16 protein-coding genes are annotated in these 21,096 nt (G+C 55.8%); 6 read left to right on the plus strand and 10 right to left on the minus strand.

The genetic code is table 11. The features are described 5' to 3' along the window. Positions 1–101: 101 nt before the first annotated feature. Genes MWU39_RS11240 through MWU39_RS11265 form a run of 6 tightly spaced genes read right to left on the minus strand, consistent with a single transcriptional unit; the run spans position 102 to position 6,261 of the window. On the minus strand, positions 102–1,718 hold the full coding sequence (locus MWU39_RS11240) for a bifunctional 3-(3-hydroxy-phenyl)propionate/3-hydroxycinnamic acid hydroxylase (RefSeq protein ID WP_247160103.1): 1,617 nt from the start codon (positions 1,716–1,718) through the stop codon (positions 102–104). Then, complete coding sequence (locus tag MWU39_RS11245; protein ID WP_247160105.1) at positions 1,715–2,599, minus strand: glutathione S-transferase family protein; 885 nt, start codon at positions 2,597–2,599, stop codon at positions 1,715–1,717. Before MWU39_RS11245 ends, MWU39_RS11240 begins: the two co-directional genes overlap by 4 nt. Continuing rightward, positions 2,599–3,651, minus strand: coding sequence for a glutathione S-transferase family protein (locus MWU39_RS11250; RefSeq protein ID WP_247160106.1), 1,053 nt, complete (start codon positions 3,649–3,651; stop codon positions 2,599–2,601). Before MWU39_RS11250 ends, MWU39_RS11245 begins: the two co-directional genes overlap by 1 nt. Beyond that, positions 3,648–4,226 carry a cytochrome b/b6 domain-containing protein gene (locus MWU39_RS11255; RefSeq protein ID WP_247160108.1) on the minus strand — a complete coding sequence of 193 codons (579 nt, stop codon included), beginning with the start codon at positions 4,224–4,226 and terminating at the stop codon, positions 3,648–3,650. The genes MWU39_RS11250 and MWU39_RS11255 overlap by 4 nt, the downstream gene beginning before the upstream one ends. A 1-nt stretch (position 4,227) precedes the next feature. Next, positions 4,228–5,193 carry a fumarylacetoacetate hydrolase family protein gene (locus MWU39_RS11260; protein ID WP_247160110.1) on the minus strand — a complete coding sequence of 322 codons (966 nt, stop codon included), beginning with the start codon at positions 5,191–5,193 and terminating at the stop codon, positions 4,228–4,230. A gap of 36 nt (positions 5,194–5,229) precedes the next feature. Then, positions 5,230–6,261: a VOC family protein gene (locus MWU39_RS11265; protein ID WP_247160111.1), complete on the minus strand. Its 1,032-nt coding sequence runs from the start codon at positions 6,259–6,261 to the stop codon at positions 5,230–5,232. Between the two features lie 88 nt (positions 6,262–6,349). Here MWU39_RS11265 and MWU39_RS11270 point away from each other — a divergent pair, with 88 nt between their 5' ends. Then, on the plus strand, positions 6,350–6,979 hold the full coding sequence (locus MWU39_RS11270) for a TetR/AcrR family transcriptional regulator (protein ID WP_247160113.1): 630 nt from the start codon (positions 6,350–6,352) through the stop codon (positions 6,977–6,979). Positions 6,980–7,518: 539 nt separating this feature from the next. On the opposite strand, the gene MWU39_RS11275 is transcribed toward MWU39_RS11270, so the two are convergent. Next, complete coding sequence (locus tag MWU39_RS11275; RefSeq protein ID WP_247160115.1) at positions 7,519–9,366, minus strand: sensor histidine kinase; 1,848 nt, start codon at positions 9,364–9,366, stop codon at positions 7,519–7,521. Positions 9,367–9,386: 20 nt separating this feature from the next. Further along, positions 9,387–10,079: a response regulator transcription factor gene (locus tag MWU39_RS11280; RefSeq protein WP_247160116.1), complete on the minus strand. Its 693-nt coding sequence runs from the start codon at positions 10,077–10,079 to the stop codon at positions 9,387–9,389. Positions 10,080–10,259: 180 nt separating this feature from the next. Here MWU39_RS11280 and MWU39_RS11285 point away from each other — a divergent pair, with 180 nt between their 5' ends. Together MWU39_RS11285 and MWU39_RS11290 are read left to right on the plus strand one after the other, a co-directional pair. Continuing rightward, the gene (locus tag MWU39_RS11285) at positions 10,260–11,738 is read left to right on the plus strand and encodes an RICIN domain-containing protein (protein ID WP_247160118.1); all 1,479 of its coding nucleotides are present in this window, start codon (positions 10,260–10,262) and stop codon (positions 11,736–11,738) included. A 62-nt stretch (positions 11,739–11,800) separates the two neighbouring features. Beyond that, positions 11,801–13,546 carry a hypothetical protein gene (locus MWU39_RS11290; protein ID WP_247160120.1) on the plus strand — a complete coding sequence of 582 codons (1,746 nt, stop codon included), beginning with the start codon at positions 11,801–11,803 and terminating at the stop codon, positions 13,544–13,546. A 157-nt stretch (positions 13,547–13,703) separates the two neighbouring features. Here the strand turns inward: MWU39_RS11290 and MWU39_RS11295 are convergent, their stop codons facing one another. Then, positions 13,704–15,179: a LytTR family DNA-binding domain-containing protein gene (locus tag MWU39_RS11295; RefSeq protein ID WP_247160121.1), complete on the minus strand. Its 1,476-nt coding sequence runs from the start codon at positions 15,177–15,179 to the stop codon at positions 13,704–13,706. Positions 15,180–15,323: 144 nt separating this feature from the next. Between MWU39_RS11295 and MWU39_RS11300 the strand changes: the two genes are divergently transcribed. Continuing rightward, positions 15,324–16,793, plus strand: a complete 1,470-nt coding sequence (locus tag MWU39_RS11300; RefSeq protein WP_247160123.1) for an alpha/beta hydrolase — start codon at positions 15,324–15,326, stop codon at positions 16,791–16,793. 199 nt (positions 16,794–16,992) lie between these two features. Here MWU39_RS11300 and MWU39_RS11305 read toward each other — a convergent pair whose 3' ends face one another. Continuing rightward, positions 16,993–17,775: a hypothetical protein gene (locus MWU39_RS11305; protein ID WP_247160125.1), complete on the minus strand. Its 783-nt coding sequence runs from the start codon at positions 17,773–17,775 to the stop codon at positions 16,993–16,995. 138 nt (positions 17,776–17,913) lie between these two features. On the opposite strand from MWU39_RS11305, the gene MWU39_RS11310 reads away from it, so the two are divergent. Then, entirely contained in the window at positions 17,914–18,801 is an 888-nt protein-coding gene (locus tag MWU39_RS11310; RefSeq protein ID WP_247160127.1) for a LysR family transcriptional regulator, read from the plus strand. Positions 18,802–18,915: 114 nt separating this feature from the next. Next, positions 18,916–20,991 (plus strand): TonB-dependent receptor, encoded by a 2,076-nt coding sequence (locus MWU39_RS11315; protein ID WP_247160128.1) that lies wholly within the window; start codon positions 18,916–18,918, stop codon positions 20,989–20,991. The last annotated feature ends 105 nt before the right edge of the window (positions 20,992–21,096 follow it).

The raw sequence follows: 21,096 nt of genomic DNA on the forward strand, positions 1-21,096 counted from the left end.
TCGTGGCGCGTCCCTGCGGTGATGTAAGCGCGGGTTTCTTGGATCCAAATACGCTGATCGATTGGAGTGCACAGGATCAAGGGCTCACTGACCTCGGCTTACTAAGCCTCGACTGGCGGTTTCGCAGCGACATGTGGTTCGGTCGGCTGGTTTACGGCGTAGTTTTTTGAAATCCACGCAAGCTGAGGCGGACCTTTCGAAGGTGCGAACGCGTCGATCACAAATCGATCAGGCCGCACAAGCGCAATGGTCTTTCCCTGTCCAAAACACTCCGCAAGCAAGCCCGCCTGTTCATTGCCGTCGCGCCGATTGGCGGCGTTTGAACCACTGGAGAGCGAAACCCTGTTTGCGCCTATCTGGTCGAGCACCGCTTGGTCTTCCCAACTGAGCTCTTCGTTGATGTCGCAATTCACACCAATTGCAGCAAACCCAAGTCCCAGCAGGTCATCGAGCGGCGCGCGGAGATCGCCGTTCTGAACCATCGGCTGGTCAATCATTTGGCCAACAGCTTCTGAACGGGCCCAGTTTACGAGCGGGGATCCTGCGATGCTCGGCTTGGGGATCATATCGCCGCGGTTCATCTTGTCCCGAGTGCGCTGGAAGCGCCATGAGGTCAGCATAATCCGATCGCGAAACCACGCCTTGATCGCGCTTGTCGGCATGATGGTGCCGCCAAGCTCAATGGCAAGGTCGGTCATAGCCTTCACATGGGGTCGCCGTTCTTGTTCATAGGTGTCGAGAATAGCGTCACTGAACACGCCGGATACAGCACCTGCCAGCTTCCAAGCGAGATTTGCCGCGTCACGCATCCCGCTGTTGAGGCCTTGGCCTGCAAAGGGCGGCATTACGTGCGCTGAGTCCCCCGCAAGCAGCACGCGCCCTTCGCGGAAACGGTCGGCAAAGCGCGCATGGAAGGTGTAAACTAGGCTCCGCTCGATTCTGTCCGCCTTGCCTGCTCCATAGCCCGCCATAAGGGCCCGCGCGCTTTCGTGACTGGCGAGCTCAACCTCGTCGTCGCCCGGCATTACCAGGAACTCCCAGCGCCGACGGTTTTTTGAGACCGGTAAGGTCACAGCGGGGCGCTTGGGATCGCAGAAGAAACGGATTTCGCGCCCCTCATAATCATCGCCTTGCACATCGATGACGAGCCATTTCTCGCGAAATGTGCTGCCTTCGAACTGGATGCCTAATTGACCTCGCACAGCGCTCGCGCCCCCACTGCAATCCACCACATAGGAAGCGGAGCAGGATCGCATTTGATCAGAGGTTGATCGCAGCTTCAGATCGACTGCATCGCGACCGTTTTCCAGCCCGATCACCTCAATACCGCGCTTTAGTGTGACACTTGGTCGGTCGGCTAATCCCTTGATCAGCGCCGCTTCAAGCTCGGGTTGATAATAGGTTCCCCGTCCTGAATGGCCGAACGAAGGAGGGCCGTCGGATATGTGCGCAAGGGTTTTGCCGTTGGCGTTGAAGTAGTGGACCGGCACGTCCAGTTCGAGCGTTTCGCTAAGCGCTTCATAGCAGCCTACTGTCTGAAACAGGCGCAAGGTTTCCGGATCGAACGCGATGGCGCGCGGTTCGCTGAACGGCGTCTTACGCTTTTCAAAGACGGTCGTTTGCACGCCGTGAAGACCAAGCAGATTGGCCAGCATGAGCCCGGTTGGACCCGCGCCGATTATCGCGACATCGGTTTGGATTGTAGCGGAGCTCGTCACGTTGCCGGCCTTTGTGATTTTGTGATGACATCTTCGAGCGTGCTGCCTTTGAGCCTTTGCGCCGCGTGCAGCGTCGCGGCGATCGCGCCTACAATGCCGCCCGACGGAACTTCATCGCGAAATTCGGAGCGCGCATCGAGTTGATCAAACCATGCCGAGAAGGACGGGTGCCAGCGAGCCATCGGATAGCCAGCCGCAAGCAATCGCCGCGCGTAAATGTACCAAGCTATATCGACCAAAGTCAGGCTATCACCCGCCAGATAGCGATGATGACCGAGCCCTTCTTCGAAGCGATTGAGCGCCTCTCGAAAGCGCGCGACCGCCTTATCAGCCTGCCCATCTGTGATCCCGCCATTGGTGTTCATATCACGCCAGAACGTCATCTCATGCTCACGGTGCTCATCCCGCTCGCCTTCGACTGTGCCGCTGCCGGCGCGCTCATAAGCTGAGATGTCCTTCTCGAGCCGCTTGGTCAGGAAGGACGGGAACACAAAACGCATGGTCAGCGCGCGTATATCTAGGTGCAGATCATCCTCCGCCTTGAGCAGCGTAGCTATGCGCCCGCTCTCGCCACTGGGGGTGAGCGCTGGCTCGGGGAACTGCGCTTCGAGATAGGCAAGGATATCGTTGCTCTCGATAATCACCTTTCCATCGTGCACCAATGTGGGGACGAGCCCGCGCGGATTGATGCCCATGTAGAAGGGCGTCAGATGCTGTTTGCGCGCCAGATCCAGATGATGCGAGGTCCACTCGATGCCCTTAAGCCGCAAAAAGATCCTGATCTTTTGCGAGCATGTCGAACCTTTGAAATGGAAGAGGTGTAGTCCTTTCCAATCCAGCACTTCTTTTGTCTGGATATCGCATTCCTGAAGCATCACCATCAGGGCGACCCCTTCGATACGACGGATGCAGAGCCGATGCGCCCGTAAATCATCTCGCCCAGCGCCGGATCTTGAAAAACAGCCTCACGCAGTTCGCTTTTTGCTTGCTCAACAATGGGGTGAGCGTGCGCGGTAATGGCCTGAGTCCAAGCGCTGCGCGCTTTCAATCGGCTGTAATAGCCGCTGACATGCTCAATGGTTTCAGTCTGTTCGAACCATTCGAGCCACCCCGTTTCATCAAGACGCAGAAGCACACTGGCGAGCGTGATGTCGGCCAGCGTATAGTCGCCCCCCAAAATCCAGTCGCGCCCATCCTGGTCAAGCGCCGCGTTTAATCGCACCAGATGCGCGCGCATGTGATCGCGGCTTTGGTGCATGATCGCGCGTGCAGGTGAGCGTTCCATCATGAATCGCAGACCAAGCAGCTTGGATGCAGTGAAGAGCGCCGGGCGCTTTTTGTCGAAATGAAACAGAAAACCCACGAGAATGTTGCGCAGCGGGATGTGCTGAATGGCGGTGACAAACAGCGGCATGGTGAGGCCCGGAATGCACGCTCCGGCGCGGCTCTCCATGCCCTCCATCGCATCCCCGCTCGAGATCGCGCAGAAATCCAGCCAGTCGTTCATCTCCGCAAGCTTTTTTGGATCTCCGGGAACCAACCGCAGTGCGCCGGCGCGCGCGATGTTTTGTGCGTAGGCGAGAATGTCGTCGGATTCGAAAACGGGATGGCCCTGATGGACCAAAGTCGGCACGAGGCCCGACGGGTTCACCTTTAGATAATCGGCACTGATCGTCTGATACCAGCCAGTTTCGATGAGATCGACGGCGTGGTGTTTGGTTTCGATGCCGAGTTCAGCGAGAACCAGCCGAGTCTTGCGCGAACAATGCGAAAAGGCGTTACTGTATAGCTCGACCTCGGCAGAGTGTGGCAGCGAAATGGAGCGATCAATTCCGCCTGTTACAGGGTGCGTACGGCGGCGCGATTTCTCTATGGCAAACCATGCGAGCGCAAGGGCTATCAACCCAAGAAGTGCGCATCCTAGAACGGTCATGATCTGGGCGTCTCGCTTCGCCAAAAACGCAGCATGCGCAGCGTCAAATGCCGATGGTGCTTTGAGGCCAGATGATAGAGCGCGGCGGCTACATGCACGACGATCAAAACGATAATCGCTTCCGTAGCCAACGCATGCACGGTGCGGATCGCGGCAAACAAGTCGGCGTTGCCAACACCATCGCCATAAACAAATAACCCGAAAGGCGAGACCGCCGAGTTCGCGTTAATGGCTGCGGCGATGCCGGAAACAATCAACAACCCGATCAAACCGTACAACGCCCAATGCGCCGTATGGGCCAACCGCGCCTGCCAAGCAGGAATGTCATCTGGCAACGGAGGCGCCCCGTGCTTAATTCTGAGATAAAGGCGGATGGCAAAGAACACCGCAACCAGCGTGCCCAAAGAGGCGTGGTCGCTGCGCGATTCAAATCGGTCCCAATCCTCCATCACCCCGCCGAATTTCTGCGCGATAAACAGGTCAAGCATGATCGCGATCCCAATAAGCCAATGGAGGACCTTTTGCGCCACGCGGTAGTCGAGCTGTGATGCGCCTTGGGGTGAGTGCAAGGCCACCTCAAGCCACTCCTTGCTCTTCCGCGACCACTACATTGCGTTGGGTGCCAAGATCGATCGCCCCATCGGGTGATCCGATATGCGATGTGACGACTTGACCGGGGCGCAAATATTGCGTCCGCCCTGCCTGTGCTTTTAGGAACAGCTCCCACTTCTTGGCTTCGGGCAGAAGCGCGGCGACCTTTTGCTTCCCAGACGATGGAATTGAGAGCGCGCACCCGGCTGGCGTGCCAGTGGCGAGCAAATCGCCAGGCGCAAAGTCTTGGACCGCGCTTAGCTCTGTCAGCGTGTCGGCCGGTCCGTAAACCAGGTTGGCGGTGGTGTCTTGCTGGCGCACTTCCCCATCAACTTTTAGTGTGAGTTCCAGCTGATCGAGCTTGGCGTAGTCGTCAGGCTCTAAAAGCGTAAGCCACGGACCAATCGGGCCAAAGGTGCGAAAACTCTTGCCTTTATAGAACTGCATCTGCGGAATCTGGATGTCGCGCGCGGAGTAGTCGTTCACCACGGTGATGCCAGCCACGTAATCCGCCAAATTCTCAGCGGTGACTTCGGTGGGGACTGTAATTGAGCGGCGCATGATCAGACCAAGCTCAATCTCGTAATCGAGAAAGCGGACCGCCTTGGGCATCACAACGGGGCTGTCCGCCGCGACGATGCAGCTCGCTGCCTTGGTGAAGATCATGTTGAAGTGCTTAGCATCGGGATCGATGCCTGATTCCAGCATGTGCTGGCGATAATTGGCGCCTTGGCAAACAAATTGTTGGTTGCGGGTGACGGGGCTCAAGAGCCTGACATTGGCAAGCGGGATCGCTTCGCTCTTCGTCGCCTTGATCGCTTCGATCGAGGCGGCTCCGACAAAACTGCCCGTGGTCGCGAACCTGGCTTCCAGCGGTTTGACATGGTCGCCCTCTACTACGCCCCAATTTGTTCGAGACTTGTGCTCAAATCGAGCGATATTCACTGGCATTAAATCTCTCCTGTCGGGCGGCGCTCTGGACGCTGATTAGGCCCGGTTGTTTTGGGATTGGGCGGACGAGCGTCGGAAAAAGCTTCTGAGCTTGGCATTGAGGCTCAAGACAAAGCTGAGAACGCCCGGACTGGGTCTCAATGCTCCAGCAAAAACCGGGTTGGGCATGCCCCATTGGACCGACAGCAAATCGTCGACCGTCGCTGTGTTGGAGCCATCGCTGGCCGTGAACAGATCACCGTCGGTCCAGTGTTCCAGTTCGTGGCCCCATGGGTCTTTCCAGTAGTCGAATATCTGGCTGCCGAGAACATGGCGCCCGATCCCCCAAGCCGCTTGGCGCTTTTGCGCTTTGAGGTGCGCATGGCCAAGCATAAGATCGTCCAAACATGCAACTTCAAAGGCCGCATGCATAAAGCCCGGCTTTTCCGGCAATTGTGTAAGAAACAATGTGTGATGGTCGGTCGGCTGGTCCCCGCGGTCACAGCGCATGAACGCACCAATCGCTGTCCCGCTTGAGGCTTCAATCTCATCGGACGTGATGAAGCCGAAACGATCTTTGTACCACCGCTCTGACGTGCGGAAGTCTGAAACGTTGAGCACGCAGTGACCGAGGCGCCGAACATGCGATGGGCCCGGTTTAAGGCGCACGGCTGAGCGCAGGCGTGCTTTGTGCGCCGCCGAGTTGCGCGCTGGGCCTTCAGAAAGGTGTTGGACGGAGGAGAAAGATTGTCCCGAGACCACTTCAACACAAAACCCATCCGGGTCTTGAAGTCGGACAACATGGCCGCCGCCCGGAGCTTCAAGCGCTTGGACCGGAACGTTTTCGTGCTGCGCCAAGCGCTCAAGCTCTTCAATACTATTTGCGCGAAGTCCAAGCCCGCGAAATCCAGCCGAGCCTTGCTCTGTCGAGTGACTGAATGGCGCCCCATCGCTGCCTTTCCCGTACAGAAACCCGTCGTTATCCATCCAGTTCTCAAGCCCGAAATCCGTCAAGAACGCCTGCATTTTGGTAAGATCAGGCGCGGCGAAGCGGACATGTGCGATGTCTTCGATTGTGATGACGCTCATGGCCCGATTCCCTTTCCAAAACTGAGTTGACTATCTGGTCAAATACGAAACTTGACCAAATAGTCAACTCTCAACTAGAAGCGCGCTTATGGAGGAAGCCAAGCCCGATCGCGCAACGCGGACCCGAAACGCCTTGCTAAATGCCGGGTTTGAACTGCTGGCGGATCGTTCGGTCGAAGCGATCCCGATTGACGACCTCATCTCAGCGGCTGGTGTGGGGAAAGGCAGCTTCTTTAATCACTTTGGTGACAAAGATGGCTTCAAAGCCGCCATCGCCATACACATTCGCGGCGAAATCGAAGCGCAAATCAGCCACGCCAACTCTGATGTCGAAAACCCGTTGGAGAGATTGGTTGGCGGCATGCGAGAAGTCACGAAATACGCGCTTGAGAACCGTACTCGGACCTTGGTCCTCCTACGGATGAACGCAGGCGCGACCACAAAGGACTATCCTCTCAACGAAGGGATCTTCGCAGACATCGAGGCGTGCTGCGCCGCTGATCTAATCAGGACGCAAAGCGTGGAAATGGCTGTTCTCTATTGGCTCGGGTTGTGCGTCGCACTGATGGCCCTCGTTGTTGAAAATAGCCTCTCACAGGCTGAAGCGGCTGGAAAACTGCAAGAGATGATAGTCCTCGGATTAACCGGCTTGGGAACGCAAGAAGCGTCGACCCACACCATTGCAAATCAGTCAGCAAGCCTCCTGAAACATGGGTAGCGCGAAGTGCCCCCAGTTCGGTCATATTCCGATAGCTCAAACTGAGGTCGATTGCGGATCGTCTGCTTTGAGGAAAGCCCTCGCTTAAACAGCCCGTTTCAATTCCGAGGTGCAGCGTCTTTGCTACGGAGGTCAGAGGCTTTCTCGATCAGCTCGAATAGCGGCAACAATTTCAAATCGTCGCGGCCGTCCGCCGAAAGTGGATAGCCGTTTGACAGACCGACACTGAAACCGACCTTGCACGTCGCGCCATTCTTATGAAGCCGGAGCTGTCGCTCATCGGATGCGTGCTCAATCCGTTTGCCCCTTCGGGTCGAGCGTTTCCAGCAATGTTCAACCGGCGCGTCAAAACCACGCTAAATTCCATTGCGATAACGCGCTTTCCCGTTGATCTTGGGACGAAAAGCGGACCCGTATCGGTCTGTTAAAATAGACCCAAACCAGATCCAGGACAGGCATCATTCGCTTATGGCGTCAGGAATGGCATAGCGAGTGCGCTCTGCTAAAACCACATAAGTGCTTGTTCTTTTTATATTTTCTCAGCGACTTCTTTTGTACGGCAACCAAAGCGTGATTTGAGTGCCACTGCCGATAGAACTGTGGCGTCTCAATACACCATGCAAAGCTTCGGCCCGCGCATTCATGCTGGTCAACCCTTTGCCTTGAGACACGGTGTCCGGAGCAAAGCCCACACCATTATCGATTATATGAACTTCGACGCCAGATACATCGTCATGCTGCGCTTCCTTGCATCCGATACTCATCACGCTCGCCTTAGAGTGTGCGACCGCGTTGCTTATCGCTTCTTGGAAAATCCTGAGGACGTGAAGGGCATTGGTCGCATCGAGCCATGGCAGGTTGCCGCAAGGCTCCACCTCCCATTTGCATTCGATCGCAGCCGCTTTCAAATCTGCGGCCATTCGGTGTCTCAAATTCCCAATCAGAGCAACGACATCGCCCTCAACTGGCTCCAACGAGTCGACAGTCAATTTCAGGTCGTTGAGAGCATTTGAAAGGACTTTCACCGTGCTGCTTGGCATGTCTTGCTGCCTTGCAACGGCCAAAGCGGTCACCAGGTTTGAACCTATACCATCATGCATTTCCTGCATTAAACGGCCATGCTCCGTCGCAATAGCTTGCTCAACACGCAATTGCTGCCGCGCCTCTTCACTTTCGGCAAGTTCGGCTCTTGTTTCTGCGATCCGGCTCTCAAGCACGGTGTTAGCATTTTCAGCACTGACGAAAGCATCCAGAGCACGCTTCCCGAAGGATAAAATGAACGCGAAAGTATATAAAAACGGCATGAAGACGCTGAGATAGATTGCCCCACCTGACCCGCCATATTGGTAGGCTGCGTAAATATCGATGATCGCAAACAACGGAGTGGCAGCCATAGCCAATCCCAACGCACCATATTCCAGATTACGATTGCGCCACAGACTAGCTATGCCGACTAACGCCATGGCAACAGACAGCAGGAACGACCATAAATAGTACACTGTCCAATCCAAGCCTAAGACCTTTTGGATGACAGTGATCGACAGCGCCATCACGAAAAAGCCACTTACAATATTTTGAACATGGCGAGCGCGGATAAAGTAAAAATAGAATGCCAGCGTGGACCATGATCCATACAACGAAGCGTTCTCGGAAATATCCGAGAAGAGCTGTAGATCGAATGGAATATCCTCGGCGAAGAAATGATAATATCGCGCGAACCAAAAAAATGTTGAGAGCGCGAGGAACAATAGCTCGATTTCGTGCCTGCGCCCGATCCAGAACAAGAACACCAAAACGCCGAGCAAAAGCATGGTGTAATTGGCGATTTGCGGCGCGGTGATGCGCCAGAAATACTGCGAACTGTAATAGGATTGAACAGCCGCACTGTCGCCGACCATTAACCGCCCGACTCCAACGGACCCTTGCGATACTGTCCGAATTTCAATCGTATTTGCGCCCTCCTTAAAGGTGCCTGGGGCCAAAGAGATAAAATAGGGACGGTTCCAAGATAACTTTTTGTTACTCACATCTGCGAAGTTGCGAAACACTTCAGCATCGTTGATCAGCACGACAAACTGGTCGCGCGTACTGATCGTATAAAGCGCCAACGGGCCATCAGGGAGGTCAGTGCGTTCAATCTGGAAGCGCCCTGTTACCGCGTGATAGTCACCAAATTTCCAACCCTCCCAATTGATCTGATAGACATTGGGAGTAGCGGCGGGTGCAAAGCCGCTCGTCGGCGCAATTTTGCCGGGGGCCATGCTGTATTGACCTTGAGTGAATTCGATAATCTGACCATCAGAATGCTCAAACTGCGCAAAAGCGCTCGGCGCAGCAAAGGCCGGGGCGCCCAAGATCAAAAAGCAAAAGATGATGAGCCGGACCATTGGATCACGCCTTACCCGGTCTAACGTGAAAGCAAACCATGCGATGATGCCTCGAACAGCGCTTCTGCCCGGCTGTTCACCTCCAGTTTGCGATAGATATTTTTGATATGAGTGGCGACGGTGTTGGCTGAGATGTTCAATATCTCCGCACATTCGGCGTTAGAAAACCCACGCGCGAACATATTGAGCACTTCGTATTCGCGCGCAGACAGCTGCGGGGCGCTGTGTGCATCGGTCGCATGATCTTGGCTGTGTTGATTGCCGCCCTCTTGCACGTCTTCTGATTGGGAGGGTGCTTGCCTGATCTGCCCCAAAAGCTGGCGCGCAATTATCGGGCTGATAGGGGACCCGCCCTCCCGAATATTACGGATGGAATCCAAGCATTCCTCGATGCGTTCATCCTTGAGCAGATATCCGCGCGCTCCCGCCTGGATTGCGCTAAGCACTTTGTTCTGGCTGGCGAATACAGTGATGACAAGGATGTCCGTGTCGCGTCCGCACGCCACTTCTTTACGGATTACATCGACGCCGCTGCCATCCGGAAGCCCAAGGTCGCACAACATCACATCATAGCCGCCCGCAGCAATAAGCGGCGTCGCTTCGGCTACGTTGGCGGCTTGGGCGACAACACGCATGTCACGTGACGCATTGATATTATCCGCCAATACCGCCCGCAGCACGGGATCATCTTCAACAATTGCGACGCTAATCATCGTTTGCACCTCATGACTGGAACGGTGCCCTTCACGCCGCATTGGATAATCGCAGAAGAGCCTGTTGATGGCCATCACCTGATCAGGTGATTTCGTTCTGCGCAATTCATGGCATTCAGCGCATCGGGTAATGGACGGGAGCCTTCTATGATTGCAATCCAGCGCACAAGTTCTTCGATAATGGCACCACGCATGATACTGTTGTCGATTGTAGCGGTATTTTTCCTTTGGACCACTGTCGCCAACGCGCAGTACATGCGGATCGAGAATCGCTGGAGCCGCGATTATGTCCACAACCAATATGGCAAAGCCGAAGCCGGCCCCATTCTTTCCAACTGGGCTAGTGCGAAATGGGCTGTCGAATCCGCTGATGGAGGCCGATATTTCCGGTTCAAAAACGCATGGCGCGGCACTTACATTCACAACCAGAACGGCAAGCTGGAGCTTAGCGAGGCACAGCCGGGTTGGTGGAGCGCCATGTGGCAGTCCGAAGATGTTGGCGGTGGTTTTTTCCGGCTAAAGAACCGTTGGAAGGGCACATATCTTTACTTGGATGATGATGGATTGCTGGCCGAGGGAGAAATTCCCTATCCCAACTATTTGCCAGCACAGTGGCGACTTACGGAGCTTTCGGATCCGATCAACAATGTGAAAATAACTCCGCTTGAACAGCAGTGTTTCGATATGATCGATGGTGTAATTCCGCACAGCCGGGTGCCTCAGGAATTCTATAACTTTATCTTCAACTATGCCAAGGCCAATATCGACGGATGGAGTAAAGCCCCGGGCAAGCTAACCTATGACCAAATGCAAGAAATGCGCGGCCAGTGGCTGCAATTGCAGCAAGGCAAAAATCTGTCGGTTGATTACGATAGAAATTATAAAAAACGCGAAGAGGCAAAGCGATATTGTGTCGGTGTGCCCAACACGTACAACATTTCCAATCGGGTCTGGTGCTATGTTTCGAACCAGATAGCTTCCGCGAACAACCCTAACCGCAATTACGGGCCCGGAAGATGTCAAGATGAGCGGACGCCAGAGGAAATACAAGAGGAAAAAGACCGTGCTATTGCCGCGCAAAAGGCATATTTTTTAAGATTAGACGCGATACGCCATCCCTTGCTGTCTGATACGACGCGGCCATGCAATCACGGCGCGCTCACTCTTAAAAAAGGCAGTGGCGATCGGACACTGACCTTAAAGAATGAGTCGGACCGCACGCTTTTCGTGACGATTGTGGGCACAAATTACAATCGACTAAGTAAGGTCAAGCTGCCGCGATCTCAATTCTTCGTCGTTAGCCGTGGGCAAACAAAAATTGCGCGACTGCGATCGCCAGGCATGCGGACCACGACATATGAATTCACCAATGTTCTGGTGTTTGACGATCAGATCAAATCAAACCGTAACAACAATCTGAATTGGTTTCGCCAAGCTTTCGTGGCTCTCAAAGATTACGCCAAATCGCAGCAATCCGACCTCAGTCAGCTTATCCAGAAAACCGTCAAGGATGTGGCTCTGGATGGCCGCGAACCGCCAACACCCACGCTTGAAAAGGTGATTGAGGCAGGGGTTGTGGGCATATCGGACGTCTGCACCAGCTCGACCTACGAGATGTGGGGCGCTGATGCACCGCTCTGGGTAACGCCAAATTATTGATCAGGGCATGACGTTGCCTCTGCGCAGCGCAATCCTGACCGACATTCTAACGAAGGGTCTTTATGACGAACGAGTACATCAAAGAGCAAAGCAGCATCGCCGCAAGAATTCGGCGGACCATGGGCGCCAAATGCACCAAAAGCATCGGCCTGGCCTGTGCTTTGACCCTTGGCATGTCGATCAGCGTGGATGCGCCAGCCTTTGCCCAAAGCGATGTTCAGCGCATGAACGAATTGGCGCGGCCTCATGGCGCTCCAGGCGGCACATACACGGTCATTACAGTGCCGCCTGACGCCGATATTATTGGGGTGCGCGTCTATGCAGACGAGAATTCACGCGACCGACAAATCTATGGCATCAAATTGCGGTATCAGGACCCCGCCACCGGCGAAGCGACGTGGACAGCCACGATGGGATCAGCTGCTGGTAAGACTTTCGAATTCACTCCGCGCGCCGACGAACGGGTCAATCGGATCAACCTTTGGACCCGCCGCAACGGTGCGCTCGCCGGTGTTCAGCTGGGCACCAATGTTCAAGGGTATGGTGTGTTCTCTCGCAATTTCGATGGACGGCGCACAATCGATATCGGTCGCAACCGCGAATTTGGCGGACTGACAGCGCGCACCGATGGCCAAGTTTTACTTGGGCTTGGCATTATCGGGTTTGATCCCAGCAATCCATCGGCGAACACCGCATGGGCCAGCAACCCGCCGCGCAGCACTTCACAACAAGGCGCGCAAGGCGAACCGCGCGCGCCTTGGGAAACGAACCCGCCCCCAAGGGTCGCAGCAGATGATCGTGATCCAAGGCCCAGAACTTCCACAAACACTCCCACAAGCACCGGCGGCAATACCGGCCAAACACCGTCGCCGCGCGTGCCCGCGGCTCAGCCGCCTACCTCGCGGCCACCAACAGTTGCCAGCGCTCCGCCAGCAAGCACTCCACCTACAAGCACACCGCCAACAACCACACCGGCGGATTGGAAACCGGATTTCGACGAATCGGTTGAGGCATTCGGCTTGCATCGGTTCGAAAATCGTTGGAAACCCGATCAAAGAATAGACACGCCCAATGGCACCAGAGTGATTACCCGCGTTGCCCCCGATGGATATTGGGGAGCGCAATGGGTTCTCGAACCAGTTGAAATGTGTTGCTTCCGAATTCGCAATCGCTGGACCGAGACCTATCTGGTCAACTCAAATGGCAGCGGCCCCGTCACATTGTCAGGCGATATTGAAGAAAATGATCGACGTGCGATATGGAAGATCGAGGGAGTGGAGAACGAACCGTTTCTCCGGTTCATAAACCTCTACAATGATGCAACGCTCCATATCGAAAACAGCTCATTGGTGGCGGGAGGCGCTAGTAAAGGTTGGTTGTCTGCGCAGTGGAGCGTCAAAAAGCTGGACGGCACCGACGTTTTAGATGGTGCATCCGAGCCTCCCCAGACAACCACGCCTGTTCCACAAACAAGCACGCCGCCTGTTCCAGCGACGAAACCACCTGCAATCCTCACACTCTTTCAAAACAGCGCGCTTTCGGTTCATTACAAGGTAAATTTTCAGGAGCCGGGCAAGCTTTGGGCGCGCGCCGCTGAAGAGAAGATGGTTCTGTTAGGTCAGAAACGGCAGGTGGTGATACCCCACGCTGCGCGTAACAGCGTTCGTGTGATTGTTTATGTTGAGAGCCTTCCTAAGGGTTCCGTGGTCTTTGACGAGGTGATTTCGCTTGATAACGGAAGGTGCATTTTGACCACGGGAACAGTGTTCTCAAACGAAACCCGACAGACAAATCTTGGCCAGTGTTGAACGGTGATGGCTGAGATTCGGGAGTAAGCGGAATGGTCGATGTTCGCTTCCCACCCGAATTCAAGCCCGGTAAACTTCGCCAACGCGTTGTGCGGTCAAAACAGGTTTGCAAATCCACGCTTAGATGCAGCAAGCCTGTGATCGACGTGTTTTTCGCCTACGCCTGCGTCAGTGCATCCCTGACGCTCGCCATGTTGCGGCGACTTACGGGCACGGTGCTGCCTTCGGACATTTCCAGACTCCCCGTGCCCGCGCTTTCGCGGGTCAGCGATTTGACGCAGGATGCGTTGACTATGTGGGAGCGGTGCACACGGATAAAGCCGTCCGACAGCTCTCGCTCCAGCGCGGCAAGGCTGGCATTGTACAGAGCGCTGCGTCCGCTGCGCAGGAACACCTCGACATAATCGCCCGCCCCGCTGAAGCGCACGATGTCGCTGGCATCGACAAATTCGACCTTGCCATTGCTGGTGAGCTCAATCCGCTTTGGCGCACTGTCTTCGGCGACCGGGGCCACGGTGAGATCGCCGCCGCGCGCTTGCTTGAAGAAGAGCCACAGCAGGCCCGCCGCGACCACCAGATAGAGCACGGTGTCGAGAAAGAAGCCGCCAAGCCAATAGATCGCCGCCGCCAGTGCCGCACTGGCTAGCGCAAGCCATGCTCCGCCGCGATTGCCTTGCCCGAAATATGCGGTGGCGCCGGCTATTCCTGCCGCGAGCAAGGCGGTGATCAAAACAAAGCCGGTTTTCAGGTCAAAGCCGGGCTGAAACGCGCTGATCCCCAGCATCACAGCAAGCACCGCCGCCAAGGCCAGCAGACGCCGCCGCGGATATGCACGGAACAGTCTAAGCAGTACGTACGCGACAAAGCTCAGGCCCAGACCAATCGCAAAGGTCAGGATCAGCGACAGCCGCAAATCATGCAAAGGATAGGGATAGGGCATGACGTCGCGCGCCGCCTCGGCCGCGAGTTGCAACGCGGCGGCGAGCGATAGCGCTGCGATTAGCGCGGAACCCTCACGATCATCGCCGCGCAGGGACCGCACACCGAAGAACACAAAGCCTGCGGCAAACAGCCCCAATGTTATCATTGCGAACCATGTCGCAGGCCCGGGCTTGCGCGGATCACGATAGGGCGCAAGGGCAATATTGTGGATCGGCGAATTGAGCGTGATGCCGCCGTTCATCGAGGACAGCCGCAAGACCAGACGGTTCTGACCCGGCTTCAGCGTGCCTTCCGGCACGAAGAACACAGCATCCATATCACCGGGCTTTTCGCTGCTTTGCGATACGCCCGGCCTGCCGTTCGTGCCAATCGGCACCCCATTGAGGGTCGCCTCACTAGAGGCCTTGGCGCTCACGAAAAGACCAAGCGGCCTAGTGCCTTCGAGCAGGGCTGGCTCTGCCTCAAACACGATTTCCGCCCACAACATCCGGTCTTGCGGGTCGGCCTGATAAAACAGGACAGATCGGCAATTCGTGCCTGCAAAATCCGGGGCCGCATCAGAGGACGTATCCGCATTACAAACCCGCGCGGGATGATCGATAAAGCTCTGATAATCCTGCGCCTGCACCTGCGCCTGTGCAGCGGCAGAAAACGTCAGGAGTGACAGTAAGAAGATTGCAAAACGCAGCACTGCAATTCCTATAGCTTCCGATAAACGGGAAGTCCCCCCGCTCACCGATTAGAACCCCCCGTTAACAGATCGGCCCCTATTCAAAGCGCCGATTTCCGCCAGTTTCAGGCTCAATCCACGATCAACCAATCGGAAACAGCCGCAATGAAAAAACCACACCTGATCAGCGCCCTTGCCCTCGTGCTGGGCGCCCTCGCCTTCACGCCCAGCGCGGCGCACGCTGCGCCTTATGAAGAAGCCATCACCTTTGAGGCGCGCAGCGGCGAGAGCGTGGAGGCCTTTCAAGGCACGTTGACCGTGCCGATGAACCGCAGCGATCCGGCAAGCGGCACCACAGAGCTCACTTATGTACGCTTCCCGGCGACGACCGACACGCCCGGCAGTCCGATCGTCTATCTATCAGGCGGCCCCGGCGGCTCTGGAATTGGCACCGCGACAGGACCGCGTTTCCCGCTGTTCATGGCGATGCGCCAGCACGGCGATGTGATCGCATTTGACCAGCGCGGCACCGGCCAATCTCAACAACCAGAACGCTGCACGTCCAGCGTAACAATCGGTGAAATGGAGCGGATCAACGACGCAGACCATGCCATGCGCTATCGGCTGGCGGTGCGTGAATGCGCGGGGCGCTGGGCTGAGCAAGGCGTTGATCTGCGCGGTTTCAGCACGGCCGAAAGCGCGCAGGACCTTTCTGACCTCCGACAGCATCTTGGGGCGGATCAAATTTCGCTGTGGTCGATTTCCTATGGCAGCCACTTGGCGCTGGCGGCGCTGGCCGCAATTCCGGACGAGCTCGACCGCGTGATCATGGCAGCGACCGAGGGCCTTGACCAAACGGTGAAACTGCCATCTCGCACACTCAGCTATTTTGAGCGCCTGCAGGCCGCCGTTGATCAGCAGCCTGAAGCAGCCCAGCTCTACCCCGACATTTTGGGCCTGATCAGCCGCGTTCACGCCAAGCTAGACGCGGAACCGATGACGGTCACCGTGCCGAAGCGTGATGGAACGACCTACGACATCCTCCTGCAAAAAAGGCATTTGCAGCAATTTGCGGGCGGAATGATTTCCGATCCGCAATTCGCGGCTGTGATGCTGATGATGTACCGGCAGCTTGAAGAGGGCGATCCGACTTTGATCACCTTTGTTTTGCAGCGTTTCTGGACCCCGGATGAGCCGATTACATTGTCGGCCATGTCAATGGCGATGGACCGCGCATCAGGCATCACGCCCGCCCGGCTTAAAGCGTTTGAACAGCAGACCGCGGCCTCTCCCGTGGGAGCTTATCTGAACTTTCCGATGCCGCAGATCCTTGGCGAGCTACAAGAGATCGACGCGGGTCCCGATTTTCGCGATGGCCCATTCGGGGACACGCCGGTCCTGATGTTAACCGGAACTTTGGACGGCAGAACCTATCCCGAGGGGCATGCCGAGGCGACCGCAGGGTTGAGCAATGTCGAGCAGATCATTGTCGAGAACGCAGGCCACAATCTGTTCATGACGTCACCGCAAGTTGGCGAGGCGATGCATACCTTTATGCGCGGCGGAGTGGCGAGGTCAGGTCGAATATTTGTCGAAGCCCCAGATTTTTCAAAGCTGCCTGAGCTCGGGGAGTGACCGCTTTTGGCATTGGTAAACCGATGGGGGATACTCCGCACGCAGCCCAGCTTCGGCCTCACCTTCGCAGGTAAAGCCGCCCCTTTTTATGTGCGGCAATCGACCAAGATTAAAGCGCACAGAAAACGCTAGACCAACCTACGGCCTAAAACGCATTAGACTGCGCATGCTGCCTTCACTTTGACGCCGGTGTTTTCGGCTACCGTGTTCTCGGGCCGGGTGAGAGCACGTAGAACTCAAACTCCCTAACGCCCGAACGAAAGAACGGCTGTGCTTCGCGGTACTTTTCTGTTTGCTGAAGCGCGCGAAGACTATCGGGATTGTCCCATTCCACCAGAGTCAGCTGTCCGGGCGCACCACCTTGAAATGCGTGAGTTTCGAATGTCGGAGCGATCATCTTGTACATGAACCGTCCACCAGCCCTGCCCACATCGTCTTCAATAATTTCAAAGTACCGCGCATAGTCCTTTGAACGGTCTGGGTTCAGCCACGCAATCGCCAGTGTATAGAACTTGTCGGGATCAAAACGCAGTGTCAGATCCTCTTCAAGTTCATCGGAGTAGATCCGAAGGTCATCCCAGCCCTTGGCTCTAAGTGACTTGATTTCAGGCCAATCAGGATGACTTGTGAATTGCCGCTCCGCATCAGAGCTCGGCCAAGAAAATACAGTCAATGAGGTAGCAGGGTATTCGCCAACAATAGCCCGATCAATGTTTAGCGTAACGTCACGCGATAACCCGAAGGACTCTGCCAATGGGAAGGCGCGGCGGTAATATTCTGCTACAGCCGCCTCACCGCCCTCGCGGTTGTCTGGAAAAACAAACGATATGCTTTGGCCTGCCTTGTATTCCAGAACCGTGGCGGCAGACGGTTCTGCTGTCCCTTCCGAGTTGGCAATCGTGGCGGCGCGATTGCTATCCGCAGTCAAAGGCTGCTGCGCACAGGATGCACCTACCAAGCAGAAAAGACCGATAGCAAGCATTCGTGGGCAGCTTCGCTGACACTGGTTCTGGAGCACTAAATTCACCTTCAATCGAATTGCATGAGTGCTAGGCACTAACAGGTTTCGACCCGAATATTTGGATAGACATCCTCCACCATTGGTGCAAAATCACACCACATGATGAATTGGGATGATTATCGTCTGGTGCTCGCCATGGCCCGGGCGGGCTCGATAAGAGGGGCGGCATCGCTGCTATCTGTCAACCATGCCACCGTATCTCGGCGCCTAGCTCAGTTGGGTGATGCCATTGGCGACCCGGTGTTTGAACGGGTCGCTGGGGGCTATCGACCCACGCTTCTTGGCAATGAATTGGTCGCCGCAGCCGAAAAGATGGAACTTGTATCTACAGAGGCGGAGAGGCGATCGCGCGCTTTGTCGAGCGACCTAAGGGGGCCGGTAAAATTATCCATCCCGGAAGTAATCGGCCGCCACCTTCTGCTTGATGACCTGAATGAATTGGTGGCGGAATATCCAGATATCGAACTGACGATCGATGTGTCTTATGACTTTGCCGACCTCAATCGTTCACAGGCGGATATTGTTGTAAGGAACACACCTTCACCGCCCGATCATTTCGTGGGCAGGCGCTTGTTCCCCCTCGCTTTATGCCACTACTGCAAGCGTGGATATTTGGAGGCTGTGCCGGAGAATGATCGTGTATGGCTGACGCGTTCGCGCGATACCGCTCATCTCGAGTGGATAGCTCGATCTCCCTTTCCCGATGCCGGCCTGGGCCCTGTGATCGAAGATATCGGTCTTCGTCACGAAGCCGCTGCGCGCGGTCAAGGGATGATTTTCGGAGCATGTTATATCGCGGATTCCGATCCGCGCATGATGCGTATTGCTGGAAGCACGCCTGAGCCGCTTGCAGACTTATGGGTGCTCACACATCCCGACCTGAAAAAGGTACCGCGCATTTCGCAGACAATGAGCTTCCTATACGAACGACTGTCCCGGCATCGTGACCTTATTGAGGGGCGCTTGCCGCGCGACAACTCTCTCTAGCATTTATCCTCGCGGTGAGAAATCGCACCACCTTCAGCGCAAATCGAACCATAGCTGAGATCAGCACACATGATAGCGGGCCACCTTTCTTGTCCTCCATAAAGGTGCTGCCTAATGAATTCTCTAAAAGCGCGCATTGCGCGAACGCTGTCCCATATCGCAATTGCGAGTTGCGTGGCGTGCTCGCCAGCCTACGCACAGGACGAAGCAGGATCCGCAACAACCGATCCCGTTGTCTATGATGAAGCGTATTTTGCGCCATTCGCACCGCGCACATCACTAGACATGGTGCGCCAAGTGCCCGGCTTTGCAATTGTGTTGGCCGATGATCGCAGAGGGCTGGGTCAGGGCGGCGCCAATGTGTTGATCGATGGGGAGCGCATTCCAGGAAAAGCTGAAGATGCGCTCGATGCTCTGTCACGTATTGCTGCTGCTGACGTTGCTCGCATCGAGGTAATTGATGGTACGACACTCGGGATCTCCGGTCTTGTTGGGCAGGTAGTAAACGTGATCCGACGGCGCTCGGGCATAAGCGGCAGTTTCGGTTATGAAGCCAGTGTCGGGACCGACGATGCGCCGCCGCAATTTGGCAAAGCAAACTTAGCCGTGAACGGAGGCACTGACCGACTATCTTGGTCCGTAGCATTGGCTCATGATCAGGTTCGCTCAAGACTGTTTGGCCAGGAAGTTGTCCGCGGCCCGGCCGGAAATTTGTTGGACTCGCGGATAGACGAGCAATTCTTCATTGGTGATCAACCGACGCTTTCTGGGAGCATCAAACGCACCGGGCCTGGCGGCGACATCCTCAATCTTAGCGCAGAACTACAGTTACTATCGTTCGAGTTTTCCGAGAATTCAGAACGGTTTGGCAGCGATGGTCTCCAAACTGCGCCAGATCGAACACGCAACTTGATCAGAGATGAGGGGCGTACGAAATACGAAATTGGAGGCGATTATGCATTTGACCTTGGCGAAGGTCGCTTCAAGCTCATTGGCCTTCATACCTCCGATGATACATTCCGCGCGCCCGCAGTTGTTACCAGTTTTTCCGATGTTAGCCCCGTCGCAGGAACCGAATTTCGGCGAGACGCCCGGGCCATTGAGAGCATTGCACGGGCAGAATACGCGTGGTCGGCGGGCCAGTCCAATTGGGAGATTAGTGTAGAGGGGGCGCTCAATAGCTTGGACGTGGAAAACGCACTTGCAGTGCGTGATGCCAACGGCGCACTACAAAATATCGATTTTCCAGACAGTAGCGTGAAGGAAGAGCGCGCCGAAGCGATCATCAACTATGCTCGCCCATTATCGCCAAACTTGTCGCTGCAGGCGGCATTGGGCGGAGAATACTCACAGATTCAACAATCTGGCGCTGCCGATCTGACGCGTAGCTTTATACGTCCGAAAGGCTCGCTCGCGCTGGCATGGCGCGCGTCGCCGAACCTTGATGTATCAACCAGCTTGGAACGTGAAGTCGGTCAATTGAACTTCTTCGATTTCATCGCTTCGGTTGATCCCAACAACGGTGATGACGTCGGGACCAATCCGAACCTCCGCCCGCCACAAAGCTGGGTCTTGGATGTGGAAGCAACGCGGGCGCTCGGTAAAGCGGGTAACATCACGCTACGCGCCTACAGAGAATGGATCAGCGACATCGTTGATCAGGTACCCATCGGCGCTGATGGAGAAGCCCCCGGCAACATCGATACCGCGAGCCGTTATGGTCTTGAATGGACCAGCACAATTTTGGGCGATGCAGTCGGTATTCCCGGAGCCAGACTGAACACGACGCTTGCCTTAGAGCGCAGCAGAGTCATCGATCCCCTGACAGGCGCGAGACGCGAGATAACTCGCAACCGCCAACGACGACTGAAAATCGATTTCCGTCACGACATCCCGCGCAGTGATATAGCCTGGGGTGCAAGCTGGCAGAATGATCGCGATGCGGCGATAGTCAGGTTAGATAGTGTTTTCCGCGAAACGCGCACTCCGGGCCATGCTGAGCTATTTGTCGAGCACAAGAACTTCATGGGCCTCACCGTTCGAGCTGCAGCCGTAAATGTGCTTGATGATAAGAGAGCAGGTGAGCGGCGGGTGTTTAACGGCCGCAGAACTGACCCGCTGGCATTCAGCGAAAGCAGGATGCTGGGAGAAGGGCTAATTTTCCGGCTGCGCATCGAAGGAAGTTTTTGAGGCATGGATGCGTGGAGCCAGACCCTGAATGCAGTTGCCTAGTGCACTTCGTTGACAACTGCGACATCTTTGACTTCAAAATCCGGATTGTCGTTTTCAGGATCG

The sequence above is a fragment of the Erythrobacter sp. F6033 genome (assembly GCF_023016005.1).
Taxonomy (GTDB): domain Bacteria; phylum Pseudomonadota; class Alphaproteobacteria; order Sphingomonadales; family Sphingomonadaceae; genus Erythrobacter.